At 72.4% G+C, this 24,490-nt stretch carries 30 protein-coding genes; 19 read left to right on the top strand and 11 right to left on the bottom strand.

The window, feature by feature from the left end:
• Positions 1-9: 9 nt before the first annotated feature.
• Both ADL03_RS13450 and ADL03_RS13445 read right to left on the bottom strand, forming a co-directional pair.
• Positions 10-756, bottom strand: a complete 747-nt coding sequence (locus ADL03_RS13450; RefSeq protein WP_053733690.1) for an SDR family oxidoreductase — start codon at positions 754-756, stop codon at positions 10-12.
• A 232-nt stretch (positions 757-988) separates the two neighbouring features.
• Complete coding sequence (locus ADL03_RS13445) at positions 989-1,852, bottom strand: RNA polymerase sigma-70 factor (RefSeq protein WP_053733996.1); 864 nt, start codon at positions 1,850-1,852, stop codon at positions 989-991.
• Positions 1,853-1,955: 103 nt separating this feature from the next.
• Between ADL03_RS13445 and ADL03_RS13440 the strand changes: the two genes are divergently transcribed.
• A complete protein-coding gene (locus ADL03_RS13440; protein WP_231641814.1) occupies positions 1,956-2,459 on the top strand; it encodes a DinB family protein in 504 nt (167 codons plus the stop codon).
• A 15-nt stretch (positions 2,460-2,474) separates the two neighbouring features.
• On the opposite strand, the gene ADL03_RS13435 is transcribed toward ADL03_RS13440, so the two are convergent.
• A complete protein-coding gene (locus ADL03_RS13435; protein WP_053733688.1) occupies positions 2,475-2,903 on the bottom strand; it encodes a hypothetical protein in 429 nt (142 codons plus the stop codon).
• Positions 2,904-2,968: 65 nt separating this feature from the next.
• Between ADL03_RS13435 and ADL03_RS13430 the strand changes: the two genes are divergently transcribed.
• A complete protein-coding gene (locus ADL03_RS13430) occupies positions 2,969-3,289 on the top strand; it encodes a YciI family protein (RefSeq protein WP_053733687.1) in 321 nt (106 codons plus the stop codon).
• Positions 3,290-3,384: 95 nt separating this feature from the next.
• Positions 3,385-3,672: a muconolactone Delta-isomerase gene (locus ADL03_RS13425; RefSeq protein WP_053733686.1), complete on the top strand. Its 288-nt coding sequence runs from the start codon at positions 3,385-3,387 to the stop codon at positions 3,670-3,672.
• 6 nt (positions 3,673-3,678) lie between these two features.
• Here ADL03_RS13425 and ADL03_RS13420 read toward each other — a convergent pair whose 3' ends face one another.
• Positions 3,679-4,311, bottom strand: a complete 633-nt coding sequence (locus ADL03_RS13420; protein WP_053733685.1) for a DUF2238 domain-containing protein — start codon at positions 4,309-4,311, stop codon at positions 3,679-3,681.
• A 6-nt stretch (positions 4,312-4,317) separates the two neighbouring features.
• Positions 4,318-5,673 (bottom strand): MFS transporter, encoded by a 1,356-nt coding sequence (locus ADL03_RS13415; RefSeq protein WP_053733684.1) that lies wholly within the window; start codon positions 5,671-5,673, stop codon positions 4,318-4,320.
• A 45-nt stretch (positions 5,674-5,718) separates the two neighbouring features.
• On the opposite strand from ADL03_RS13415, the gene ADL03_RS13410 reads away from it, so the two are divergent.
• Entirely contained in the window at positions 5,719-6,270 is a 552-nt protein-coding gene (locus ADL03_RS13410) for a TetR/AcrR family transcriptional regulator (RefSeq protein ID WP_053733683.1), read from the top strand.
• Between the two features lie 53 nt (positions 6,271-6,323).
• Entirely contained in the window at positions 6,324-6,737 is a 414-nt protein-coding gene (locus ADL03_RS13405) for a hypothetical protein (RefSeq protein ID WP_157528567.1), read from the top strand.
• A 3-nt stretch (positions 6,738-6,740) separates the two neighbouring features.
• On the opposite strand, the gene ADL03_RS13400 is transcribed toward ADL03_RS13405, so the two are convergent.
• Complete coding sequence (locus ADL03_RS13400; RefSeq protein WP_053733681.1) at positions 6,741-7,124, bottom strand: VOC family protein; 384 nt, start codon at positions 7,122-7,124, stop codon at positions 6,741-6,743.
• A 48-nt stretch (positions 7,125-7,172) separates the two neighbouring features.
• Entirely contained in the window at positions 7,173-8,093 is a 921-nt protein-coding gene (locus ADL03_RS13395) for an MBL fold metallo-hydrolase (protein WP_053733680.1), read from the bottom strand.
• A gap of 90 nt (positions 8,094-8,183) precedes the next feature.
• Here ADL03_RS13395 and ADL03_RS13390 point away from each other — a divergent pair, with 90 nt between their 5' ends.
• On the top strand, positions 8,184-8,372 hold the full coding sequence (locus ADL03_RS13390) for a hypothetical protein (protein ID WP_053733995.1): 189 nt from the start codon (positions 8,184-8,186) through the stop codon (positions 8,370-8,372).
• Positions 8,359-9,690, top strand: a complete 1,332-nt coding sequence (locus ADL03_RS13385; protein WP_053733679.1) for an amidase — start codon at positions 8,359-8,361, stop codon at positions 9,688-9,690. The genes ADL03_RS13390 and ADL03_RS13385 overlap by 14 nt, the downstream gene beginning before the upstream one ends.
• Here ADL03_RS13385 and ADL03_RS13380 read toward each other — a convergent pair.
• Complete coding sequence (locus tag ADL03_RS13380) at positions 9,677-10,426, bottom strand: creatininase family protein (protein ID WP_053733678.1); 750 nt, start codon at positions 10,424-10,426, stop codon at positions 9,677-9,679. The two genes, ADL03_RS13385 and ADL03_RS13380, sit on opposite strands and share 14 nt — an antisense overlap.
• Before the next feature lie 86 nt (positions 10,427-10,512).
• Here ADL03_RS13380 and ADL03_RS13375 point away from each other — a divergent pair, with 86 nt between their 5' ends.
• Positions 10,513-11,067 (top strand): TetR/AcrR family transcriptional regulator, encoded by a 555-nt coding sequence (locus tag ADL03_RS13375; RefSeq protein WP_053733677.1) that lies wholly within the window; start codon positions 10,513-10,515, stop codon positions 11,065-11,067.
• An 87-nt stretch (positions 11,068-11,154) separates the two neighbouring features.
• The gene (locus ADL03_RS13370; protein WP_157528563.1) at positions 11,155-11,634 is read left to right on the top strand and encodes a hypothetical protein; all 480 of its coding nucleotides are present in this window, start codon (positions 11,155-11,157) and stop codon (positions 11,632-11,634) included.
• A gap of 11 nt (positions 11,635-11,645) precedes the next feature.
• Here the strand turns inward: ADL03_RS13370 and ADL03_RS13365 are convergent, their stop codons facing one another.
• On the bottom strand, positions 11,646-12,548 hold the full coding sequence (locus ADL03_RS13365) for a serine protease (protein ID WP_053733675.1): 903 nt from the start codon (positions 12,546-12,548) through the stop codon (positions 11,646-11,648).
• 90 nt (positions 12,549-12,638) lie between these two features.
• On the opposite strand from ADL03_RS13365, the gene ADL03_RS13360 reads away from it, so the two are divergent.
• From ADL03_RS13360 to ADL03_RS13315, 9 genes are all read left to right on the top strand, one after another.
• The gene (locus ADL03_RS13360) at positions 12,639-13,328 is read left to right on the top strand and encodes a response regulator transcription factor (RefSeq protein ID WP_053733674.1); all 690 of its coding nucleotides are present in this window, start codon (positions 12,639-12,641) and stop codon (positions 13,326-13,328) included.
• A complete protein-coding gene (locus ADL03_RS13355; RefSeq protein ID WP_053733673.1) occupies positions 13,321-14,994 on the top strand; it encodes a cell wall metabolism sensor histidine kinase WalK in 1,674 nt (557 codons plus the stop codon). The genes ADL03_RS13360 and ADL03_RS13355 overlap by 8 nt, the downstream gene beginning before the upstream one ends.
• A 52-nt stretch (positions 14,995-15,046) precedes the next feature.
• Positions 15,047-15,571, top strand: coding sequence for a hypothetical protein (locus tag ADL03_RS13350; RefSeq protein ID WP_157528562.1), 525 nt, complete (start codon positions 15,047-15,049; stop codon positions 15,569-15,571).
• Complete coding sequence (locus tag ADL03_RS13345; RefSeq protein ID WP_053733671.1) at positions 15,568-16,590, top strand: peptidoglycan-binding protein; 1,023 nt, start codon at positions 15,568-15,570, stop codon at positions 16,588-16,590. The genes ADL03_RS13350 and ADL03_RS13345 overlap by 4 nt, the downstream gene beginning before the upstream one ends.
• Positions 16,587-17,324: an ABC transporter ATP-binding protein gene (locus ADL03_RS13340; RefSeq protein ID WP_082373089.1), complete on the top strand. Its 738-nt coding sequence runs from the start codon at positions 16,587-16,589 to the stop codon at positions 17,322-17,324. Before ADL03_RS13345 ends, ADL03_RS13340 begins: the two co-directional genes overlap by 4 nt.
• Positions 17,321-18,499 (top strand): ABC transporter permease, encoded by a 1,179-nt coding sequence (locus tag ADL03_RS13335; protein WP_053733670.1) that lies wholly within the window; start codon positions 17,321-17,323, stop codon positions 18,497-18,499. Before ADL03_RS13340 ends, ADL03_RS13335 begins: the two co-directional genes overlap by 4 nt.
• A 72-nt stretch (positions 18,500-18,571) precedes the next feature.
• Complete coding sequence (locus tag ADL03_RS13330) at positions 18,572-18,943, top strand: YciI family protein (RefSeq protein ID WP_053733669.1); 372 nt, start codon at positions 18,572-18,574, stop codon at positions 18,941-18,943.
• A complete protein-coding gene (locus ADL03_RS13325; RefSeq protein ID WP_053733668.1) occupies positions 18,940-20,133 on the top strand; it encodes an RNA polymerase sigma factor in 1,194 nt (397 codons plus the stop codon). Before ADL03_RS13330 ends, ADL03_RS13325 begins: the two co-directional genes overlap by 4 nt.
• A 447-nt stretch (positions 20,134-20,580) precedes the next feature.
• Positions 20,581-20,916: a VOC family protein gene (locus tag ADL03_RS13315; protein ID WP_053733666.1), complete on the top strand. Its 336-nt coding sequence runs from the start codon at positions 20,581-20,583 to the stop codon at positions 20,914-20,916.
• 315 nt (positions 20,917-21,231) lie between these two features.
• On the opposite strand, the gene ADL03_RS13310 is transcribed toward ADL03_RS13315, so the two are convergent.
• Both ADL03_RS13310 and ADL03_RS13305 read right to left on the bottom strand, forming a co-directional pair.
• The gene (locus ADL03_RS13310) at positions 21,232-21,828 is read right to left on the bottom strand and encodes a class F sortase (protein ID WP_053733665.1); all 597 of its coding nucleotides are present in this window, start codon (positions 21,826-21,828) and stop codon (positions 21,232-21,234) included.
• On the bottom strand, positions 21,825-22,934 hold the full coding sequence (locus ADL03_RS13305) for a vWA domain-containing protein (RefSeq protein WP_082373088.1): 1,110 nt from the start codon (positions 22,932-22,934) through the stop codon (positions 21,825-21,827). The genes ADL03_RS13310 and ADL03_RS13305 overlap by 4 nt, the downstream gene beginning before the upstream one ends.
• Positions 22,935-23,322: 388 nt before the next feature.
• Here ADL03_RS13305 and ADL03_RS13300 point away from each other — a divergent pair, with 388 nt between their 5' ends.
• Positions 23,323-24,471 carry a family 2 encapsulin nanocompartment cargo protein terpene cyclase gene (locus tag ADL03_RS13300; protein WP_082373087.1) on the top strand — a complete coding sequence of 383 codons (1,149 nt, stop codon included), beginning with the start codon at positions 23,323-23,325 and terminating at the stop codon, positions 24,469-24,471.
• The last annotated feature ends 19 nt before the right edge of the window (positions 24,472-24,490 follow it).

Below are 24,490 nucleotides of genomic sequence, written 5' to 3'. Positions count from 1 at the left end.
AGTGGACTGTCAGTTGCCCGCGGCGAACCAGTCCTCCAGCGTGGTCGGCTGCAGCTGCGCGCCCGCGTTCGGCACCAGCTGCTTGCCGGTCAGCGACGTGCCGAAGTACTGCGCCGCAGGGTCGGACACGACCTCGCGCTCGTCACCCCGCTGCGTCAGGACGGTGCGGATCCACCCGTCCATGGTGAACTCCTGCGGCCCACCGATCTCCAGCACACCGCCGACCGGCTCGGTGGCAGCCGTCCTGGCCACGACCGCAGCCACGTCGGCAGCGGCGATCGGCTGCACACCGCCGTGCGGCAGCCGGACCACGCCGTCCACGGTCGCGGAGTTCGCGATGGCGCCCGCGAACTCGAAGAACTGGGTGGCGCGGATGATGGAGTACGTCAGCCCGGACTCCGTGATGAGCTTCTCCTGCGCCACCTTGGCCCGCAGGTACCCCGACTCGGGCAGCTCGTCGGTGCCGACGATCGACAACGCGACGTAGTGCCCGACACCGGCCTCCTTGGCGGCCTCGGTCAGGTTCGTCGTGGCCGTGCGGAAGAACTCCATGACGTCGTCATCGGCGAACGACGGCGAGTTCGACACGTCCACGAGCACGTCGGCACCCTGCAACACCTCCTTGACACCTTCGCCGGTGACGGTGTTGACACCGCTGTTCGGGGACGCCGCGACCGCCTCGTGGCCGTGCTCCCCCAGCCGCTTCACGACCTGGCTGCCGATCAACCCGGTACCGCCGATGACAACGATCCTCATGGCCCGTCCCTCTCGCGAGCCCGCCTTGCGCGGGCGTTCACGAGCTAAGACAAGACGGCCCGCCAGGTTGTGACAGCCCTCCCCCGAACGAGTCCGGGAGAGCCACGCGCACACCCCAGGCCGCGTGAGAAGGGACGGCCGGCCCTGTCGAGCGAAGCGAGACGTTTCTCCCTGCTCAACCACGGCGCCAAGGTGATCGACCATCGTGCCCAGGCCCCAACCTCAGCCCCACCTAGGCGAACGCCCCCAACTTCTCCGGGTTCACCTGCCACAACACCTGATCGATCCCCTCCTCCGACACCACCACGGTGATCACCCCGTACACCGCCCCACCGCGCTTCAACCGGATCGCCCACTGCCCGTTCGCCTCGACGTACCCGACGTCGCGCGGCGACCAGAACGACGGCGCCCAGCCCGCGACGATCTTCGCCAGCGATGCGGCGCCGTACAACGGCCGACCGGCCGCACGCACAGCGCCGTTGGAGTCGGACCAGCTGACCACGTCCTCGGCGAACAGCTTCTCGAGAGTGGCCAGGTCACCGGCCTGCGCAGCGGCCACGAACGCCTCCAGCAGCTCACGCTGGCGCGTCGACGAGACCGGGGTGCGGCGGGAGTCGGCGAGGTGCTTGCGGGCCCTGCTCACCAGCTGGCGGGTGGCGGCCTCGCTGGTCTGGACGATCTCCGCGATCTCGCGGTAGGGGTAGTCGAAGGCCTCGCGCAGCACGTACGCGGCCCGTTCGGTCGGGGTGAGCTTCTCCAGCAGCATCAGCACCGCGAGCTCCAGCACCGCACCCCGCTCGGCACCCAGCTGCGGGTCGGCGGACGTGTCGACCGGTTCGGGCAGCCACGGGCCGACGTAGGTCTCGCGGCGGGCGCGGGCGGTCTGGCTCTCGTTGATCGCGAGCCGGGTGATCGCCGTGGCCAGGTAGGCCTCCGGGTTCACCACCGCCGCGCGGTCGGCGGTCTGCCAGCGCACCCAGGTCTCCTGCACCAGGTCCTCGGCGTCGGCGACGCTGCCGGTCATCCGGTACGCGATGCCGAAGAGCCTGGGGCGCGCGGCCGCGAACGCCGACTCGGCCTGGTCGAGCTGCGTCATCAGCCACTCCGTTCTCTCGCCGCCACCGTAGCGCCGACCGGCGGCGGGCCGCCCTGTGGTGCCGGTCATGGGGAACGTGCCGCGCTGCTCCACAATGGACGTCGTGACCACCCGACCGGAGCCGCCGCTGACCGGGAACGAGCGCGACACCCTGCGTGCGTTCCTCGACTTCCACCGCGCCACCCTCGCGCTCAAGTGCGAGGGCCTGTCCGACGACGAGCTGCGCCGCCGGTCGATGCCGCCGTCCACGCTCAGCCTGCTGGGCCTGGTCCGGCACATGGCCGAGGTGGAGCGCACGTGGTTCCGCAAGGTCGTCAACGGCGAGGACATCACGAACGTCTGGTCCGCCGCCAACGACTACCAGGTCGCCTACGACGCGACCGGTGCGACCCGTGAGAGCGCGTTCGCCGCGTGGGAGCACGAGGTCGAGCGGGCGCGGGAGATCGAGCGGGCGGCCGAGTCGCTGGACGTGGTGGTCTACCAGCCGCGCTGGGAGCAGCACGTGTCGTTGCGGCTGGTCATGCACCACATGTGCCACGAGTACGCGCGGCACAACGGGCACGCCGACTTCCTGCGCGAGGGTGTGGACGGCGTGACCGGGGTCTGAACGCCTGGCCGGTCGTCAGAGGCACATCCACACGTAGAGGTGCTCGCCGGCGTCCCTGGCGCGGCGGGTGAGTGCGACCAGCCTCCGCAGGTCCGGTGCCAGGTCCAGCGGTTCGCCGGAGAGCGGCGCGAGCTCCTCGATGGCCGCCCACCACCGCGCCAGGGCCGGCACGTCGTCGTCGGGGATGTCCGCCAGGGTGTCCCTGACGTCGTCGGCGACCAGGCAGACCCACGCGTCGAAGTCGTTCTCCTCGGCGCTGATCAGGGTGGTTCCGGACAGGCCTGGCCGCCACTCGACGCCGCGCACGTGCGCGATGAGCTGGTCCAGGACCACGTCGGGTTCGCGGCCGTCGACGGTGTCGAACCGCTCGATCGGCCCGCCGTCGGCCACGGCCGCCGCCTGGTCGGCGCTGGGTGCGCGGAAGTACTCGCACGGGTTTCCCATGGCGATGAGTTTGCCCGAGCCCTCGGGTCGGTATCACCGCGACCACCTACAACGAGGAGGCCATCATGCCCAGGTTCGTCACCATCGGCTACGGCGACCGGGACGGCTACGACCGCACCGACCCCGCCGTCCGCGAGGCCGCGCACGCCCATGACGCCCGCCTGCGCGAGCAGGGTGCGGAGATGGGTGTCGCCGGTGCGCCGGTGCAGGTGCGCAACGTGTCCGGTGTGTCCGTCGAGAACGGACCGTTCATGACGTCCGCACTGCCGGTGGCCGGTTTCTCGGTCATCGAGGCAGAAACGCTGGAGGACGCCGTGGACATGGTGTCGAAGACGCCGTGCGCGGTGGGGCACGGCGTTGTCGAGGTGTGGCCGTTGCAGCAGTAGATGCCTGCTTCGCCCGCCGCCGTGGCGGGTATTCCCCGTCACGGCGGCACCTCGACGCGCGAAGAGCCGCCGACCACTGACCAGGAGGTGAACCGGTGCTCTTCCACGTGCGGATGGACATCTCGCTCCCCCACGACCTCGCGCCCGGCCGCAAGGCCGAGCTGATCACCGCGGAGCGGGAGCGGGCGCTGGAGCTGCAACGACTGGGCGTCTGGCCGCACCTGTGGCGGGTCGTCGGGCAGCACAGCACGGTCAGCGTCTTCGACGTGCCGACCAACGAGGAGCTGCACGCGGTGCTGTCGTCGTTGCCGTTGTGGGAGTTCATGACCGTGGAGGTGACGCCGCTGGCGCAGCACCCCTCCGACCTGGCGGCGCAGAAGTGACCGCGGCTACGCCTTCGCGGTCAGGCCGAGCTGGCGGTCGTGGACCCTGCGCCACACCACCAACGAGATGACCGCGCCGCACAGGCACAGGAACATGTCCCACTGCGTGTCCCACTGATCACCTTGCGTGCCCAGGAAGTCGTCGGCACCGGCGCCCAGCACGAGCGCGCTGAACCACTCGACGAACTCGAAGCACGCGCTGATCGCCAGGCACACGCTCGCGCTGAGGAACGCGACCCAGCCGCCCGGACGCAACGGTGTGCGGCGCAGCAGCACCTCCCTGACCGCGACGGCGGGCACGAAGCCCTGCACGACATGGGCGAAGCGGTCGTAGTTGTTGCGCTGGGTGCCGAGCCACTGCTGCACCCATTCCCCGAGCGGTGTCTCCGCGTAGGTGTACTGCCCTCCGTAGCAGAGCACCAGCGCGTGCAGCACCAACAGCCAGCACAGCAGCCTGGTCAACGGGAACCGCTTGCGCAGTGCGAGCACCAGCGGGAGCCCGGCCACGACCCAGACGACCTCGAGCGCCCACGTGCCGAGCGACTTCGCCAGCAGACCGGTCACCAGCAGCGCGGCGACCACGACCCCGGTGAGCACCCGTCCCTCGACGCGGCCGGGCCCGTGCACTGTGGACTCCATGGCGGATCACCGTAGTGGGGCGGCGTGCTGCCGCGTGGCACCGGAGCTGATCTCCTCACCGGGCCGGACCGCCGCGCCGAGCAGACCGGCGGCAGCGGCGGCGAGGAACGCGCCGAGGTGGCCGGACCCGTCGACCACGACACCGGCCAGCAGTGCACCTGCCGCCTGGCCGGCCGCGATCATCAGGAACGACGTGCCCACGCCCGTCGCGGGCCGGTCGCGGTGCACGCGCGTGCTCCACACCAGCAGCAACCCGCTCAACGCGAGGTAGGAGGCGCCGAACAGGGCGGCGGCGGTGAGCGTCAGCACCGCGCTCGACGGCCAGAGCGCCAGCGCGGCGGTGGCGGCGGAGAGCACGACGAGCACGAGCGGCCACGCGGTGCGCAGGCCGATGCCGCCGGTCAGGTGGCCGCTGAACGCGCCGAGCAGGCCGGCCAGGCCGATCAACGACCACATGACCGTGGCGACGGCCGGACCCGCCTGCACCACGTCCCGTCCGAACGTCCACACGGCCGAGCTCGCCACGCCCAGGAGGAACGCGGCGGTGAGCATCGGTGCGGCACCGGGCGGGAACACGGGGCTCGACTCGCGGCGGGCCGCACCGAACAAGCGGTTACGGCCCGACGCGCGGCTGGCGGCACCGGGCAGGGGCGCGTGACTCGGCTCGCGGCTCGCGGCCCCTCCCCGAACAAGCGGCCCCGGAGATCCCACGCCGATGTCACGTGGGGGCCCCGCGTTCCCTTCAAAGGCACCTGGGGCCCCCGCGTGACAACCGGCATCGGACGTTAGACGCGAACGGCTTGCGGCAGCGCCGCGCGGCACGGCGGCGAGGATCCACGCCGTGACGGCGGCGGACAGCACGGCGAACGTCGCCCACGCGAGCCGCCAGTCGTCCAGCAGCAGCACGGCGATCGGCCCGGACAGCAGGACGCCGACGCCGGTGCCCGCGTTCACCACCGACTGCGCGCGGTCCTGGCGCGGCCTGTCGACCGCGCGGGCGATCGCCTCGGCCAGCGGCGGTGAGGCGAGGCCGGTGCTGGCTCCGGCGACCAGGACACCGACGGCGAGCTGCGTGCCGCCGGTCGCGGCGGCGACGAGTGCGGTGCCCGCCGCGGCGAGCGCCCCCGCGGCCGCCGCCACGACGCGTGGGCCGTAGCGGTTGGTCAGGACGAAACCCGCGGTGATCGCGAGGCCGTAGCTGACGTAGCTACCGGCGCCGATGACGCCGAGGAGCGTGGCGTCCAGCGCGAAGTGCTGCCGGAACACCGGCGTGAACAGGCCGTAGGCGAATCTCGCGAAGCCGTAGCACACCGCGACGAGTGCCGTGCCCGCACAGATCAGCGCTGTCTGTCGCTTGTCCACAATCCTCCCGAAGTAGAACGCAAGTTCTACTATTACGATAACCCTATGGCCCCCTCAGCGCGCGAACGGATCCTCACCGCGGCCGACGAGCTGTTCTACGGCGACGGCATCGCGAACACCGGCGTGGACGCCGTGGTGGCCCGCGCGGGGGTCGCGCTGGGGTCGGTCTACAAGAACTTCGGCGGCAAGGACGGCCTGGTCGAGGCGTACCTGCGGCGCAGGGACCACCTGTGGCAGGCGACCTGGGAACGGGTCGCCGCCGACGCCGCGACACCGTTGCAGCGGGTGCTGTCGGTGTTCGACGCACTGCAGGAGTGGTACCGCGGCCAGAGCGCCGACCAGGGCTGCGCGCACGTCGCCGGGTTGCTGCAGCTCCCGGCGGGACATCCGGCCGTCGTGGTCGCCCACGCGCACAAGGACCACCTGGTCCGCCGGCTGACCGAGCTGGCGGCGGGACTGCCGGACGTGGCCGAGGTCGTCGAGGACGTCGCGATCGTCTACGAGGGCGTTCTCGTGCGGATGCTGCTCGGTGCCGCGCCGGACGAGGCCATTCCACGAGCCAGGCGGCTGGCCGAAACAGTGGTTCTCGCTCGATAGAACCAACGTTCTAGCTTAACCGTCGGCTAACCGGCACCGGGCACCGTGCGGGCATGCGCAAAGTGATGTTCGTACTGCCCGCCGTGGCGCTGTCGGTGTTCGCGTTCACCGGCAGCGCCCACGCCGAGAAGGCGCCGGGCTGTTCCGAGACGGTGCAGATCGGGAGCACCGGGTACGTGAAGAAGGGCGGCGTGGTCATCGCGTCGGTCAAGCAGTTCAAGGGGTGCAACAAGAACTGGGCTTACACCTACGTGTGGGACTCGTACGCGGGCAAGCCGGGGTCGTTCCACTCCAGCGCCGCGATGGTGGTCGACGGCCACCGCGACTACGGCAGCAACGTCAACGGCACCGACCAGCAGGACGTGTGGTCCAAGGGCACCGGCACGCTCACCCGGTGCACCAGGGCGTACGGCGAGGTGTGGGGCGACGGCAACGTGTACTGGGCCCAGACCGACGAGCGCTGCTGACCTTCAGCCCACGTAGTTGCTGATCTCGACCAGGTTGCCGTCGGGGTCGCGCACGTAGACGCTGCGGATCACGCCGGTCGCGCCCGTGCGGTCGCCGGGGCCCTCCTCGATCGGGACGCCGTGCGACCGCAGCGTGGCGATCACGTCGTCGAGCGGGTCGTCGGCGACGAAGCACAGGTCGGCGCTGCCGGGGACGACGTGGCGGGCCTTGGGTTCGAACTCGTGGCCCGCCTCGTGCAGGTTGATCTTGCTGTGCCCGAACGCGAGCGCCTTGCGCCCCTGTTCGAAGGTCACCTCCTCCATGCCGAGCACGCCGACGTAGAAGTCGATCGTGGCCCGCAGATCGGCGACGGTGAGCACGAGGTGGTCGAGCCGGTCGATGCGCATCACCCCAGTGTGCACGGCAGGGGTATCCGGTTGCGGGTCCCGGTCACGTCACCGGTCGTGCGCGAGTGACGCCACACCGCAGGACGAGGACTGCGGGGCGACCGGTACCCAGCGCAGGCCCTCGTCGCCGCCGGCGATCCGACCGGCGGTCGGCGGCGGGAAGTGCGTGCCCAGCACCAAGGTGTCGGTCCCGGCGAGTGAGGCGAGCAGGCCGCGGCGGGTGCGCTCGGCGGTGGCGGGGTCGATGTCGGCGCAGCTGGTGATGTCCGGCCGGGGCACCTGGACCGGGTGGTGCACGCAGTCGCCGGTGATGAGCGCCGTCCGACCGGCGCTGTCCAGCCGCACCGCGACATGTCCCGGGGTGTGGCCGGGCGTGGGCAGCAAGCGCACGCCCGGCGCCACCTCAGCGCCGCCCGCGGGGACGTCGACGAGGTCGAGCAGACCCGCGTCCTCGACCGGCAGCACCGAGTCGCGGAACATCGCGCGCCGGGGCTCGTCCATCTCCACGCCGGCCCAGAACTCCCGCTCCACCCGCGAAACCAGGTAGCGGGCGTTCGGGAAGGTGGGCACCCAGTCGCCGTCGACTTGGCGGGTGTTCCAGCCGACGTGGTCGGTGTGCAGGTGGGTGAGCACGACCAGGTCGATCGACTCTGGGGTGAACCCCGCTTCGGCGAGCCGCTGCGGGTAGTCGGTGCGCAGGTCGTGCCAGGCCGGGTTCGCGCGCTGCTTGCCGTTGCCGATCCCGGTGTCCACGAGGATCCGCTTGCCGCCGGCCGAGACGGCGAAGCTGTGGCTGGCCAAGCGCAGCACGCCGTCGTCTCCGGCGAAGTCGGGCCGGAGCCAGTCGTGTCCGGCGACGACGTCCGGGGTCGCGCCGGGCAGCAACCAGGCGCCGGTGGCGGGTGGCAGCACCACCTCGTCCACCCGCCGCACGGTGACTTCGCCGATGGTCCACGTCGGAACGACCATGCTTTTCCTCCACTAAAGCAACTTGTTTGCGTTAGCCGACTGTAGCGCCTACTCTCCCTTAACGCTAACGCTTAGCTTTTGGAGGTGTTCATGTCCGACCTCGCCCCGGCGGAAGCGGCTCGCTGGGCCGCCCGTGCCGGGTTGTCCCTGCCCGACGAGCGCCACGACGTCGTGGCCGCCACCGCCGACCACATCCACTCCGTCGTCTCCGTTCTGCGAGAGCTGGACTTCGGGGACACGGCGCCGTTCACGTGGGGGGAGCCCGATGCGACCGCATGAACTGAGCCTCGCCGCCGCCTCACGCGCGCTGCACGCCCGCGAGCTGTCCCCCGTCGAGCTCCTCGACTCCGTGCTGACGCGCCTGGCGGAGGTCGAACCCCGGCTCAACGCCTACGTCACCGTGACCGCGGACCGGGCACGCGCGGCGGCCCGGCTGGCCGAACGCGAGATCGCCGCGGGCGAGTTCCGCGGGCCGCTGCACGGGATCCCGGTCGGCCTCAAGGACGTGATCGACGTCGCCGGCCTGCCGACCACGGGCAGCTCACGCGTCCGGGCGGACCACCGCGCGGACACCGACAGCGTGGTCGCGGCCAGACTGGCCGACGCCGGGGCGGTGCTGGTCGGCAAGACCCACACCCACGAGTTCGCCTACGGCCTCATCACCCCGCAGACCGGGAACGCGCGGGTCGCGGGGCGGATCGCCGGGGGGTCCAGCGGCGGGTCGGCCGTCGCCGTGGCGGCGGGCACCGCGACCTTCGCACTGGGCACCGACACCGGCGGCTCCATCCGCGTTCCGGCCGCGCTGAACGGGGTCGTCGGCCTGAAGCCGACGTACGACCTGGTGCCCCGCGACGGCGTGGTTCCGCTGTCCTGGTCACTGGACCACGTCGGTCCGCTCACCCGCACGGTCGAGGACGCCGCGCTCGTCCTGCCCGCGCTGACCGGAGGTGCACCGGCCACAGTGGACGGTGAGCTGGCCGGGCTGCGCGTGGGAGTGCCGCGCAACTACTACTTCGAACACGTGGATCCCGAGGTGGAGGCCGCGGTGCGGCGGGCGGTCGAGCGGCTGGCGTCGCTCGGCGCGCGGCTCGTCGACGTGGAGGTCCCGATGACGCGGTACGTCAAGGCGGTCCAGTGGGGCCTGATGGTCCCGGAGGCCACCGCGTACCACGAGAGGACGCTGCGCACGGTCCCCGAGCTGTACGCGGCCGACGTCCGCGTGCTCCTCGAAGCCGGGGAGCTGCTGCCCGCCGGCGACCACCTTCGGGCCCGGCGCGCTCGCACCCTCATGAGGCGGGAGTGGTTGCGCATGTTCGAGGAGGTGGACGTGCTCGCCGCCCCGGCGGTTCCGCTGACCGCCGTGCCGGCCGGGCAGGAGACGATCACCTGGCCGGACGGCACGGTGGAGAGCGTGCCGGATGCCTACGTCCGGCTTTCGGCGCCCGCCAACATCACCGGCGTGCCCGCGCTGACCGTGCCGGCGGGCACCGACCGGGCCGGTCTGCCCATCGGGCTGCAACTGCTGGGACGGCCACGGGAAGAGCCGCTGCTGCTGCGGACCGGGCACGCCTGGGAACGATCGTTCACCGGAAGCTGAGGAGCTCGTCGGCGAGCGCACGCGCGCACCCGTCGAGAAGGGCCTCCCCCTTCGCGGCCGTGGCGGTGCGCGCGTCCCCGGCAACGCCCGTGGGCGTGATGCGCTCGAACGGCGTCGGGCGGTACACCGGCGCCGGGTCCTCCGATTGCAGCTCGATCCGCGGGCCGACCGCCTCGGCCACCCGCTCCCGGCGCACCGACCCGGGGAACGCCGCCAGCATCATCGAGGTCTCGCCCTCGCAGGCGTGCATCAGCTGGTCCTGGGTTTCGAGCGTCTTCGCGATCACGGCGGCACCGGCGGTGAAGTAGTTCGTGACCGCGACCGTGGTGCCCAGTTCGGCGGTCAGTTCGGTGGCCAGTGCGTGCAGGGCGGTCGCGTTGCCGCCGTGACCGTTGACGAGCAGGACGCGGCGGAACCCCGCACGCAGCACGGACCGGCACAGGTCCCGCAACAGCGCGTGCAACGTGGACAGCGAGAGGGTCAGCGTGCCGCCGAAGGCCATGTGGTGCTCGGCCAGCCCGCACCACACCGAGGGGGCCACGACCACCGGGACGCGCGCCCCGGCCAGCGCGGCGGCCCGGAGGCAGACCTCGGTCGCGAGGAAGTCGTCCACGCCGGTGGGCAGGTGGGCACCGTGCTGTTCGGTGGACCCCACCGGCAGCAGGACGAGCGCGTCCCGGTCCGCCAGCTCGCGCAGCTCGGGTGCGGTCAGGTGGTTCCAGCGGTACGAGGACATCCAACCTCCTTAAGGCTAATATTTAGCTTTAGCCAGCGTAGGTCGCGAAGACTCTTGAAGCAACAAGTTTGCTTTAAGGTGGAGGAATGAGCCGGAAGCCGATGGTGCGCCCTGGTGGCCGCAGCGCCAGGGTCCAGGAGGCGGTGCACGCGGCCGTTCGCGATCTGGAAACCGAAGCCGGACGGGCCGCGCTCACCGTGCCCCAGATCGCCGCACGCGCCGGTGTCACGCCGTCGACCATCTACCGCCGCTGGGGAGACCTGCACGAGCTGCTCTCCGACGTCGCCGTGGAACGGCTCCGGCCCGAAGCGCCGCCCGAGGACCACGGCAGTCTCGCGGCCGACCTGGAGGCGTGGGCCGAGCAGTTCCTCGACGAGATGTCCTCACCGCCAGGACGCGCCTACATCCGGGACGCGCTGCTCGGCGACGCGGACGGGAGCAACGCCGGCCGGTGTTCGGCGTACGCGGCCGACCAGATCGGCGTGATCCTCGCCCAGGCCGCCGCGCGCGGCGAGGACGCCCCGGACGCGGAGACGGTGCTCGACCGCGTGGTGGCACCGATGATGTACCGCATCCTGTTCCGCCCCGGCCTGCTCGACCCCGCCTACGCACGTCGGCTGGTGAGCGACCTGCTCGGCTGAGCCGGGCCGAACATCGCACAGAGGTGCCGAATTCGCCCACGACGACCGGTTCACGTGCGTTAGGTTGCGTCGGTGGCCGAAGGTCCGATGAACCGCCCGACGGGTTTCTTCGAGCAGCCGCTCTGGACCCTGCTGGGCCTCCTGGTCGTGTGCGCCGGTCCCGTGATCCTGCTGGCCGGTCTGAGCGGGTACGTCCCCGACGACGACCGGCCGGGCGTCGTCGTGGTCGGCCTGGTCTGGACCCCGTTCACCGTTCTCGTCCTGGTCCTGGCCATCGTCGGCACCGTGCGGGACCAGCGCGTGTGGCGTGACCTGGACACGGCCGGGGTGCGCGTCCTCGCCGAGGTCACGTCCACCGAGCACGTGCCGTGCGGCGAGGACGAGCGTTGCACCAGGATCTCGCTGCTGGTCACCGTGCCGGGCCGGCCGCCGTTCACCACGAGCCACCTCGTCACCGGTGTGGCGGCCGTCGAGGCCGGGGCGCGCGTCCCGATCGACGTGCACCCCGCGCGCGACCTCTTCCGCCTCGCCGACCCGGCCACGGCCTGGGGCTCCGGCCGGCCCTGAGCCGACGAGCCTCAGCTCGTCGCCGCCCGCCGGTGCAGCGGCGCCGTGACCTCCCGGGAGAACTGCGGCCCGCCGAGGTGGCGGACGCACTCGCCGGATGAGCACCACCGGCCGTCCGCGTCGAGGTGGAAGCTCTGGGTGTTCACGCCCACGACCGCGCCGTGGCTGATCCGCGGGCCGCCGCTGGCGCCGCCGCCCATGTCGCACGGCACGCCCCAGATGTTCTCCGGCCCCTGCTCGGGGTGGCCGGGGTTGTGCACGGGCGTGCCCCAGCACCGGGCGAGCCGCTGGCCGGTGAACTCCGGGCGGCCCTGGTGGCCGGGCCGGGTCGCCGCACGCGGGTAGCCGTACTCGACGGCGGCGCGGTCGGCGGGGCGGCCGAACGCGATCTGCTCGGCCGCGGCGGAGGGCCGGTCGAGCACCAGGAACGCCTGGTCGTGCTCCGAGCGCTGGTCGTCGGTCGTCCACGTCCTGCTGACCACGGCCCTGCGCACGACGTACTGGCCGAACGGCCGGGTGTTGTCGCGGAAGCCGGGCACGAACAGCAGCTTCGTGTGCCACCGCGGGTCCTGGCCGATGAGGTTCGCCGTGTGCACGCAGTGCCCGCCGGTGACCGCCGTGCGCCGGTTCGCGCTCGCCACGAGGGTGGCGGTGCAGCTGGAGTCCTCGCCGTCGCGGTCGACGAAGAACAGCCGGCCGATGGTGCGGCTGGCCGGTGCGGGGGCGCCGTCCGGGCCGTCCACCGGCGGGGTGCCGGGCTCGGACGGGCCGACCGGCATGGCGGCGATCCGTTCCGGTGTCCAGTGGGCCGCCACGCCACCGGTGTCGAGGTCGTGCACGACGACGTCCTCGGCCGCGGCTGCCGTGCCGGGCACGGCGAGCAGCAGCAGGACGACCACGCTCAGTGTTCGCATGCCGTGACCGTGGCAGGCAGATGTGCGGATCCTGTGCGGATGAGGTCGCCATCCCGTGCGCCGACGGCCGCGATGACTATCTTGCGGGGCATGGGTTCGTGCGTGCTGGTGGCCGAGGACAACGTGATGCAGGCGGACATGCTCGGCCGCTACCTGCGCCAGGAGGGGTACGCGGTGCGGATCGTGCACGACGGCCGGTCGGCGCTCGACGAGGTCCGCCGCAACCCGCCGGACCTGCTGATCCTCGACGTGATGATGCCCGGTGTGGACGGTCTGGACGTGGTGCGGTTGCTGCGCGGCGAGTCCGACCTGCCGGTGCTGATGCTCACCGCGCGGTCCACAGAGGACGACCTGCTGCACGGGCTCGACCTCGGCGCCGACGACTACGTGACCAAGCCGTACAGCCCGCGTGAGCTGATGGCCCGCGTGCGGACGTTGCTGCGGCGCGTGCAGCGGACCGGCGGGACCACCGACATCACGCTCGGTGACCTGCGGGTCGACCCGGACCGGCACGAGGTGCGGGTGCGGGGCGAGGTGGTGGAGTGCACGGCGTCGGAGTTCCGGGTCCTGCACACGATGGCGGCGAGCCCCGGCCGCGTGTTCAGCCGTTCGCAGCTGCTCAACGCCGTGCACGGGCTGGACGGCTACATCACCGAGCGCACGATCGACGCGCACGTGATGAACCTGCGCAAGAAGATCGAGGCACAGCCCCGCAGGCCCGCGTACCTGCTGACCGTGCACGGCGTCGGCTACAAGCTGGTGGACGGTTCGGGTGCATAGCGTCCTGGCGCGGCTGCTGGCCGCGTCGGTCCTGGTGGCGATCTGCTCCATCACCGCGACCGCGTGGCTGGCCGCGCAGAGCACCTCGACGTCGATCCGGCAGGAGCTCGGCGCCGCGCTGGCCGGTGACACCGCCACCTACCGCGCGCTGGTCGCGTTCGCCGTGGAGCACCGCGACTGGACCGGCGTCACGCTGCCACCCGGCAACCGCAGGCTGATCCTCACCACGCCCGGCCGCGCGGTCATCGCCGACACCGGCACGAACCTCGACGCCGCCCAGCTGCCCGCGGCGCCGTCCGCGGTGATCAACCCGCTGGAGCTCGACCTCGCCCAGGCCCAGGACGCACCGGCCGACCGGATCGACCCCAGGATCACCGGCCCGTTCCGGCTGAGCGAGGACGAGAAGCAGCAGCTCGCCGAGGACGCGCGGCTCTACGTCAGCCGCTGCCGGTCCGCGCCTGAGCAGGCCGCCCAGTTGCGGGTCACGGCCTGGGGCCGCCCGATCGTGAACGTGGACCGCACCGGACCGGCGCCGACCTCACCGGCGTGCACCGAGGTGGAACAGCGGCTGAGCACGCTCACGCCGGGCGAGTCCGCCGCGTTCACCGAGCTCGGCCTGCTCTTCGACGACTGCCAGCGCCAGCGCGGTCGGCCCGCCGAGCAGCTCAGGATGAACGCGCAGTGGCAGCCGGTGGCGTCCGACACCGAGTGCCTGGCGAGTGCCCGCCGCACCCAGCTCCAGCCCTACGTGGCACCGCCCGCGCTGCTGTTCGTGACGGACGCGGCGGGGCGGACCACGCAGGCGAGGGTGGTGCGGTTCGACGCGGGCCGGGTCGTGCTGGTCGCGGCGGTCGTGCTGGTGCTGACGGTCGGCGTGAGCGTGCTCGTGGCGTTGCGGATGACCCGGCCGTTGCGCACGCTCACCGCCGCCGCCGAGCGCATGCAGCACGGCGGCGACGCGCGCGTCGACATCCGGTCGCGCAGCGAGATCGGGCAGCTGGCGCGGGCGTTCAACGACATGGCCGCCCAGCGCGCCCGCACCGACGCCCAGCGCAAGGCCATGACCAGCGACATCTCCCACGAGCTGCGCAACCCGCTCGGCACGATCCGCAGCTGGCTGGAGGGCGCCCGCGACGGCGTGGTCGAGCTGGACCGCACGACGCTGACCGCGTTGCTCGACGAGGCGCTGGTGCTGCAGCACCTCGTCGACGACCTGCAGGACCTCGCGCTGGCCGACGCGGGCGAGCTGCGGCTGCACCCGTCACCGGTCGACCTGCGGGAGCTGTTCGACCAGCTGGTCGCCGCACACCCCGGGCTGGTCGCCGAGGGCGGCGGCGTGGTGACGGCGGACCCGGTGCGGTTGCGGCAGGTCCTCACCAACCTCGTCACCAACGCGCTGCGCCACACACCCGCGGGCGGCGAGGTGCGACTGTCCGCTGTGGACGGACGGATCACGGTGAGCGACACCGGTTCCGGCATCGCCGCCGAGGACCTGCCGCACGTGTTCGACCGGTTCTGGCGCGCCGACCCGGCGCGGGCGCGGAACACCGGCGGCAGCGGGCTGGGGCTCGCGATCGTGCACGCGCTGGTGACCGCGCACGGCGGCACGATCACGGTGGCGAGCGAACCGGGGCGCGGCACGACGTTCACGATCACGCTGACCTGACCGGCACACCGAGCGCACATCTTCCGCACAACCGCTCGGCAGCATCACCGCCATGAACCCCAGGTTGTTGATCGGCGCCGTGCTGCTCGCGCTCACCGCGTGCGGCCAGGCGGCACCACCCGCGCAGGTCGCATCGCTGCAGACGTCCGGTTCCACTCCCGCGCCGGCATCCGGGACGGCCCCGGCCGAGGCCGAGCAGCCGCGGTTGCGGATGGACATGAACGACGAGGAGAAGCGGCGGCTCTACGACGCGCACACGGCGTGCCTGGCCGAGAAGGACCCCAACGCGACCGGCAGCGGCCCCGGCCCCGAGGGGCGCAGGCAGTACAGCGACGAGGCGTGGCGGGCGTGCGCGAAGAAGTGGCCGCTGCCGCCGTGGGAGATGGACTCCGCCAACCCGGCGTTCAAGGACAACTGGCACCGCAACGTGCAGTGCCTCAACAGCCGCGGCATGAAGGTGATCGAGACCGAGCCGGGCAGCTGGACCTACGACGGCGAGCAGACCCTGCCGGAGGCGGAGCGCGGCCGGATCGAGAAGGAGTGCGAGCAGGAGGTCTTCGGCGGAGGGCACCGGTGAGGCGGTGGATCGCCGCAGGCGTCCTCGCGGTGGCCGGCACGGGCGCGGTCCTCGCGTTCACGTGGACGCGCCCGGCACCGGCCCAGCCCGACCGGCCACCGGCACCGCGGACCACCGCCGTGGTGAAGACCGACCTGACCGACACCCGCGAGTTCAAGGCCACCCTCGGTTTCGGTGTCTCCCGGCAGGTCACCGGCCGCCGTCCGGGCACGCTCACCTGGCTGCCCGCGCCCGGCGCGGTGCTCGGCCGCGGCCGGCCCGTGTACAAGGTGGACAACCGGCCGGTGTGGCTGTTCTTCGGCGCCACGCCGTTGTGGCGCAAGCTCGACACAGCCGGGCTGAAGGGCCCGGACGTGAAGGTGGTCAAGGACAACCTGGCCGCGCTCGGGTACCGGCTCGGTGGCGCGGCCGACGAGCTGACGCCCGCCACGATCGACGCCGTGAAGCGGTGGCAGAAGGCCGGTGAGGTCGAGCAGAACGGCGTGCTGGAGCCCGGTGACGTCGTCGTGCTGCCCGGCGAGGTCCGCGTGGAGTCGGTGACGGCCACGCTGTCGGGCACCGCGGAGGGGCCGTTGCTGGCGGTGACCGCGCCGGGCAAGGCGGTCGCCGCGGCGGTGGACGCCCAGGCGGCCGAGGTGTTCACCAAGGACCTGAAGGTGACCGTGCTGCTGCCCGACGGCAAGGAGACCGGCGGAACCGTGCGCTCGGTCAGCACCGAGGTCAAGCAGGAGAAGAACAGCAACGGCGAGGCCGCCTCGACCGTCGCCGTCGACATCGGGCTGGACGGCGACGTCGCGTTCGAGTCGGGACCGGTGCGCGTGCGGGTCACGAGCACGGCGCGCAAGGGCGTGCTGGCGGTGCCGGTGACGGCGCTGCTGGCGGTGCGGGAGGGCGGGTACGCGGTGCAGACCGGGGCGGGGCAGCTGGTCGCGGTGAAGACGGGGCTGTTCGCCGGCGGGCTGGTCGAGATCAGCGGCGGCGGGGTCAGCGAGGGCATGCAGGTGGTGACCACGTCGTGAACCCATCGCACCCCGACCACCCGGCCACGGCCACGTTCCGGCCGGCCACACCACCGGGTGCGCGGCCCGTGCTCGACGTCCGCGACGCCGTCAAGGAGTACGCGGGCGGGGTCCGGGCGCTCGATGGCGTGTCGCTGACCCTGCGCGCGGGCGAGGCAGTCGCGATCGTGGGCCCGTCCGGCTCCGGGAAGTCGACGCTGCTCAACCTGCTCGGCACGCTCGACCGCCCGACCAGCGGCACGGTGACGCTGGACGGCCACGACGTCACGACGCTGAGCGATCGGCGGCTGTCGGCGTTGCGCGGGCGGCGGATCGGGTTCGTGTTCCAGCAGTTCCACCTCGCCGACGGCCTCACCGCGCTCGGCAACGTCGCCACCGGCCTGCTCTACGCGGGCGTGGCCCGCAGGGAGCGTGCGGCGATGGCGACCGAGGCGTTGCACCGCGTCGGCCTCGGGCACCGGCTGGGCCACCGGCCGCACGAGCTGTCCGGGGGTGAACGCCAGCGCGTCGCGATCGCGCGGGCCGTGGTGAACCGGCCGGCGTTGCTGCTGGCCGACGAACCGACGGGTGCGCTCGACACGGCGAACGGGCAGGCGGTGCTGGAGCTGTTGCTGGGCCTGAACCGGGAGGGCACGACGCTCGCGGTGATCACGCACGACCGCGAGGTGGCGGCCAGGCTGCCCCGCCAGGTCGAGCTCCGCGACGGCCGCATCGGCACGGGGGTGCGCGCGTGAAGCCCACCCGGCTGAGCCTCGCCGACCTGCTGCTGCTCGGCCTGTCCCCGTTGCGCACCAGGCCGTTGCGGGCGGTCCTGTCCGCGCTCGGGATCTCCATCGGCATCGCCACGCTGGTCGTGGTGACCGGCATCCCCGCGTCCAGCCAGGCCGCGCTGATGGCGGAGTTCGCCGCGCTGGGCACCAACCTGCTGCGGGCGGAGGCCACCACCGGCACGAACGGCGAACCCGCCGCGCTGCCACCGGACTCGGTCGCGATGGTGCAGCGGATCGGCCCGGCCTCGAAGGTCAGCGCGGTCGCGAACACGCACGCCGCCGTCCGCCGCTCCGACCGCGTCCCCGAGTCGGAGACGTCCGGCCTGACGGTGCTCGCGACGTCGTTGACCCTGCTGGACACGCTCAACGGCCGGGTCCGCGACGGCACGTTCCTCACCGCCGCGACCGAACGGTTCCCGGCCGTCGTGCTCGGCGACGTCGCCGCCACCCGCCTCGGCGTCACCGCGCCGGACACCCAGGTGCGCATCGGGGACCGGTGGTTCACCGTCGTCGGCATCCTCGCTCCCCTGCCGCTCGCGCCGGAGGTCGAACGGTCGGCGCTGATCGGCTGGGAGGCGGCCCGCGAGCTCGGCTTCGACCAGCGGCCCACGGTGCTCTACCTGCGCGCCGAGGAGGCCGCGCTCGACGACGTGCGGGCGGTGCTGCCGCCGACGATCCACCCGCGGCAGCCGTCGCAGGTCAGGGTCAGCCGCCCGTCCGACGCGCTGGTGGCCAAGCGCCTCACCGAGAACACGTTCTCCGCGTTGGTCCTCGGCCTGGCGGGCGTGGCGCTGCTGGTCGGCGGGATCGGGGTGGCGAACACGATGGTGATCTCGGTGCTGGAACGCAAACGCGAGATCGGCCTGCGGCGTGCGCTCGGCGCGAACCGGGGGCAGGTGCGGACCCAGTTCCTCACCGAGTCGGTCGTGCTGTGCGTGCTCGGCGGGGTGGCCGGGGTGCTGCTCGGGCTGCTGGGCACCGCCGGGTACGCCGCCGCGCACGGCTGGCCCGCGGTCGTGCCGGTGGAGGTGGTGCTGGCCGGGCTCGGCGCGGCGGTCGTGACGGGCGTGGTCGCGGGCGTGTACCCGGCGGTCAGGGCGGCGCGGCTCACGCCGACGGAGGCGCTCGCCGCGCCGTGAGAAACCCGGCGTGCTCGAATGTCGAGTTCCACCGACCTCGTTCGTCCTCGGAACGACGACTGGAGGGCACGCATGCACTACATGTTCCTGATCTACAACTGCGAGGACCGGCCCAAGCCCGGTGACCCGCGGTTCGAGGACGTCTTGACCAGGGTCAACGCGTTCGCGGACGAGTGCCGCCGCCGGGGTGTGTTCGTGGCCGGTGACCCGCTGAAGCCGGTCACCACCGCCACGACCGTGCGCGTGCGGGACGGCAGGGCGGTGCTCACCGACGGGCCGTTCGCCGAGACGCACGAGCACCTCGGCGGCTACTACCTGCTCGACTGCCGCGACCTCGACGAGGCGCTGGAGCTCGCCGAGCTGTGCCCGCAGGCCCAGTTCGGCGCCACGCTGGAGGTGCGCCCGGTCGACCACATCCCCGGCCTCAACCACGGGGTGGCATGAGCGACCTGGCCTCCGCGGCGGTCGAACGGGTCTACCGCGAGCACCGATCCCGGATGCTCGCGGCGCTCATGCGCGCGCTCGGCGACTTCGAGCTGGCCGAGGACGCGCTGCAGGAGGCGTGCTCGCAGGCGTTGCGCCGCTGGCCGCGCACCGCCGTGCCGGACGACCCGTTCGCGTGGCTGCTCACCGTCGCGCGCAACCACGCGCTCGACCGGTTGCGGCACACGGCGATGGCCCGCACCAAGGCGCCACCGGCGCCGGAACCGGTGACGATGACCGAGAAGCAGCTCGTGGACCTGGGTGACGAGCGGCTGAGCCTGATCTTCACGTGCTGCCACCCGGCGCTGGCGCAGGAGGCCAGGCTGGCGCTGACGCTGCAGGCGGTGGCGGGCTTCACGGCTGCGCAGATCGCCAGGACGTTCCTGGTCGCCGAACCCGCGCTGGCCCAGCGGCTGGTGCGGGCCAAGCGCAAGATCCGCGACGCCGGGATCACGTTCGAGGTGCCCGCCGACCACCTGCTGCCCGAACGGCTGCAGGGCGTGCTGACGGTGCTGTACCTGATCTTCACCCAGGGCTACACGACCGGCGACGCCGACCTGCGGCAGGAGGCGGTCCGGCTGGCCAAGCTCGTCGCCGCGCTGATGCCGGACGAACCGGAGGCGATGGGGCTGGTCGCGTTGTTGCTGCTGCACGACTCCCGCAGCGCCGCCCGGTACGCCCCGAACGGCGACCTGGTGCTGCTGGAGGACCAGGACCGCTCGCTGTGGGACGTCGACAAGATCGCCGAGGGCATGACGCTGCTCGACCGCGCGCTGCGGTTCGGCACGGCCGGCCCGTACGTGCTGCACGCCGTGATCGCCGCGCTGCACGTGCAGGACACGGTCGACTGGTCGCGGATCGCCGCGCTGTACGGCGAACTGCTCGCCGTGGCACCGACCCCGGTGGTCGAGCTGAACCACGCGGTGGCGGTGGCGATGGCCGAGGGGCCCGCGGTGGGGCTGGCGTTGATCGACGCGATCAGCGGGCTGGAGTCGTACCACCTGCTGCACTCCGCCCGTGCCGACCTGCTGCGGCGGCTCGGGCGCGACGCGGAGGCGCTGACGGCGTACCGGGTGGCGGCCGGGCTCGCGGTCAGCGCGGCGGACCAGCGGTTCCTGGCGGGCCGGATCCGTTCCCTGGAGGGGCGTTGACGCGGCTCGGCGTGCTCGACCACGGTCACCGGCTGCCCGCGTGGCTGTCCTTCGGCCTGACCCGGCTCACCTCGCGGGCGCCGATGTCCGACGTGCCGTAGACCCTGTTGTACCGCCCGGAGTTCTTCGGCGCGGTGTTCCTGGACCTGAGCGCGCGGGCCGTCGTCGGTGGCGGCGTGGTCACCTCAGCTCGCGGGCAGTGCGGTGCCCGCGAAAGCGGCCTGGCGCAGAGCGTCCGCACGGCGTTCCACCGCCTCACCGACGACCTGCGCGTGCTCAAGCAGAGCCACACCGAGGACGAGATCTTCGAGACACCGTCGCGGCCGCCGTGGGCGCCGCGCTCCAGCACTTCGACACCGCCTGCGAAAAACTCCGGCGGTGATGTCGAGTTCGGCGTCGCCCGCTCGTCCTCGGTTCACAAGCACCACGACCGCAAGGAGAGCGAAGATGTCCGGAGAGCTGAACTGGTTCGAGCTGCCCGCCGACGACACCGCGCGGGCCAGGGCGTTCTACGGCGGCCTGTTCGGGTGGGACACGAGCCTGATGGGCGACGACTACCACGTCGTCACCAACGGCGCGGCCGGTGCGATCGCGGCCAAGGACTCCCAGCTGACCCAGCCGCGCGTCTACTTCCACACCGCCGACATCGACGCGTCGGTGCGCCGCGTGCAGGAGCTGGGCGGCAAGGCCGACGACGTGCAGCAGGTGCCGGAGGTCGGGCGGATCGCGCACTGCTCCGACGACCAGGGCACGCCGTTCAGCCTGTACGAACCGCGGGCGTGACGCCGTGTCGGGCGGCTCGCCGCTGCACGGCGGCGAGCCGCCCGACGGCGCTCTGACCTTCCACTGAGGACTGTCCCGAGTGGATTGTCACTGATCCGCCTGCGGAGCCGGGTCCGATCAGCACCACGCCGGTTCCGGACCTCCACCGTCCACCGCCGAGCACCCGCTCCCGGCACGTCGCCGAGATCGAGGAGCAGTTCGCCCGGTGCCGACCGGTCCGCCGCGTTCAAGCAGCCGTGACACCGCCGCCGTCGTGCGCGGCCGGCTCCACCGGTCGAACAGACCCGTGGCACCCGCGTCACGGGTGAGCTGGTCCTATTGGCCGGCGTAGGCGATGACGTTGTCCCGGTAGTCGCCGGTGGCGGGGTCGAAGGCGCCGCCGCAGGTGACCAGGCGCAGCTGCGGGGTGGTGGTCTCGCCGTAGACGGCGTCGGTGGGAAAGCGGTCCTTCGGGACGCGGTCGACCCGGCTGATGGTGAAGGTGGCGATGCTGTTGTCGTGACGGGTGACCTCGACGCGGTCACCGGCCTTCAGCTCGGCCAGGTCGTGGAAGATGCCGGGGCGGCCGTGGCCGTCGACGTGGCCGAACAGGACGGCGGGGCCGGTGTCGCCGGGTGCGGGGCCGTACTTGTACCAACCGGCTTGCAGTGGCTGGTCCAGAGGCGGGACCTCGGCGGTGCCGTCGGGGTTGACGCCCAGCGGGATCAGGCTGGAACGGGCGCCGAGGGCGGGGATGCGCACCTCGACCGGTGGCGTGGCGGACGTCGCCGGTGGTTGCGCGGTGGTGGGCTGCCCGGCGGCCTGCCCGGCCGGGTCGTCGTCGGAGGGCAGGAGGAACCCGGCGGTGAGCAGGCCGGCGATCAGGAGGGCGGCCGCGGTGGCGGCGATGATCGCGCGCTTGCGGGTGGTCATGGTGCCGCCGTTGCGCCGCCGGTGTCCACGCCGCCGCGCGGGATGACGCTGACCTGGCGGTTGCCCGGCAGCGCCGCCGGCGGCGGGCTGGCCGGGGTGGTGGTCGTGGGTGAGCTGGTGGCCGGGGTGGTGCCGGGGCTGGTGCCGGGTTCGCGGATGATCACGTTGGTGCAGTCGGTGACCTTGCCCGCCCCGCCGAAGTCGGTGCCGTGGGCGGTGACGCACAACGGGTGGTTGCCCACGTCCAGCGGCGGGGTCTCGACGGTGTAGCGGACCTGGCGCGGGCCGGGCTGGGGCAGGGCCGGGGTGATGTCGGTGATCGGCAGCTCCGGGCCGCCGTCCACGGTCAGCGTCAGGCGCTGCAGCTCGGACGGGAACAGCGCCGCCAGCGCTGTCGGCAGGTCTCCCGTTCCGGAAGCCTTCACACACGCGCCGCCGGTGACGTCGGCCATCCGCTTGAGGCTGCGCGGGCCGTTGCCGCACTCGGCGTCAGGGCCGAACGCCACGGTGTGGATGTCCACCCGCTCGGGCACCTGGGCCAGCGCGCCCTCGAAGTTCTCCAGGGCGTGGTTGTCGCGGCCGTCGGACAGGAAGATCATGATCGATCGCGGTTCGGTCGTCGCGTTCGCGGCCTCGGTGCCGGCCCGCAGGCCCGCGGTGAAGTTGGTGCTGCCGTCCTGCCACTGCAGCGCCGCCAGCGCGTTGTGGAACTGCGGACCAGCGGCCGGACCGGTCCAGAAGACCCGCCCACCGGTGGAGAACGCGGCCAGCCCGGCACCGCCGACGCCCAGGTACGGCTGCTGCGCCACCTTCCGGTGGAAGTCCGCGACCGCCTGCTTCTCCGCGTCCCACCCGGCCTGGGTGAGGCTGCCGGAGCTGTCCAGCACGTAGACCACCGATGTCCTCGGCGTCGCCGCCTTGGTGCCGATCGACGCCGTGCCGACCACCTTGGTGGTGCCCTTCGGGATCACCGTGTCGGGCAGTGGCGTCTCGATGTCCACCCCGATCCCGATCCCGCCGGGCAGTGTGCCTTCCACCGCGCCCGCCGGCACACCGCCTGCCAGCACCAGCACAGCGGCAGCCAGTCCGGCTCCGAGCCTTCTCATCCGTCAGGTCCTCACGTCGCAGGAGTTGCCCTTCCTCAACGAACCCGCGGTGCACGGGGATATCGGCCGAACGGGTGCATCCGAAGCCGTCACACGAAGTGGGTGTCGGTCGCTCACGCCTGCGGAACGGACATCCGCTGACACCGGCGAAACCGTCCACCTGGGACAAGAAAGGAACAGGTCTCAGCGACATCACCCGTGCGCGGAATGCCGCCTCTCTACCCGTACGAGTGACACCGCCGATCACCTCTGCCGTCCGGCACCCGCCTCTGGCACTGTGGCCCGGAAGCGGCACAGCCGCGGTCCACCGGTCCTCGTCCCGCGTGTCCGGCAGGCTCACCGGACTGCCGGCCCGTCGCGCCGTTCACCTCGCACCAGGAGGAACCCTGTGTCGGAAGTGCTCCCGGTGACGTCGCCCGCTCTTGCCGCGCGATACCGGGCCCGGTTCCTGGAGTTCCCGTTCCCGCACGTCGCGGAAGTCGCCGGGAGGCTTCCGCAGGGGCCGTCCGGCATCGGGACCTCAGCGGCTCACCTCGCCCGGACCCTCGGCCGGTGCGGGGCGACGCCGGTGCGGGACGAGCTGCACTGCCCGCCCGCCCTGCGCCGGGACCCGGTGCTCGAGCGCGCGGTCAACGACGGCCTCGTCGAGTGGGCCGGGCAGGTGGGGATCTTCCCGGGGCGGCTGGACGTGCTGCGCGAGATGAACTTCGGCCGGCTGATCACGCTGACGTACGTGGACACCGACGACTACGACCGGCTGCTCGCCGTCGCCCGGATGACGCTGGCCTGGTGGACCGCGGACGACTACTACTGCGACGACGCGTCGCTGGGCTCGGTGCCGGCGCTGCTCGGTTCGCGCCTGGCCGTGGCCTACACGGCGACCGATCCGGTGGCCATGCCCGACCGCTACGCCGCCGACCTGGACGCCGCCGTCGATCGCGAGCCCGTGCTGGCGGCTCACCGCTGCGCATGGCGCCGGCTGTCGCGGTACACCACACCCGTGCAGGCGGAGCGGATCAGGCACGAAGCCGCCACGCTGTTCCTCGGCTACGAGCAGGAGGCGTCCTGGCGCCACGAGGACCGGTTGCCGTCGGTGTGGGAGTACCTGCTCAACCGGGCGGTCAACAGCTTCCGCCCCAACCTGGCGATGATCGACGCGGTCGCGGGGTACGAGGTGCCCGGCCCCGAGTTCGCCGATCCACGGGTACGGCGCGTGATGAACCTGGCCGGCACCGCGAGTGTCCTGGTCAACGACCTGTACTCGATGGACAAGGAACGTTCCTCGCCCGGCCTGGACTTCGACCTGCCCGCCGTGATCGCGGCGGAGGAGGGGTGCACGCACGACGAAGCCGTCCAGCGCAGCATCCGGATCCACAACGACCTCGTGCACGACTACGAGAGGGAGTCGGCCTCCCTCGCCCTGACCGGGTCACCCGCCCTGGGCCGGTTCCTCGCCGGGATGTGGGCCTGGCTCGGCGGCAACCGGGAATGGCACGCCACCACGGCCCGGTACGGCAACCAGCGCTCCGCGGGGTGACCGGTGCTCGTCGGCGCCT

It is taken from the genome of Nocardia sp. NRRL S-836 (assembly GCF_001279525.1).
Lineage (GTDB): Bacteria > Actinomycetota > Actinomycetes > Mycobacteriales > Pseudonocardiaceae > Lentzea.
This window is presented reverse-complemented; position numbering and strand designations above follow the sequence as displayed.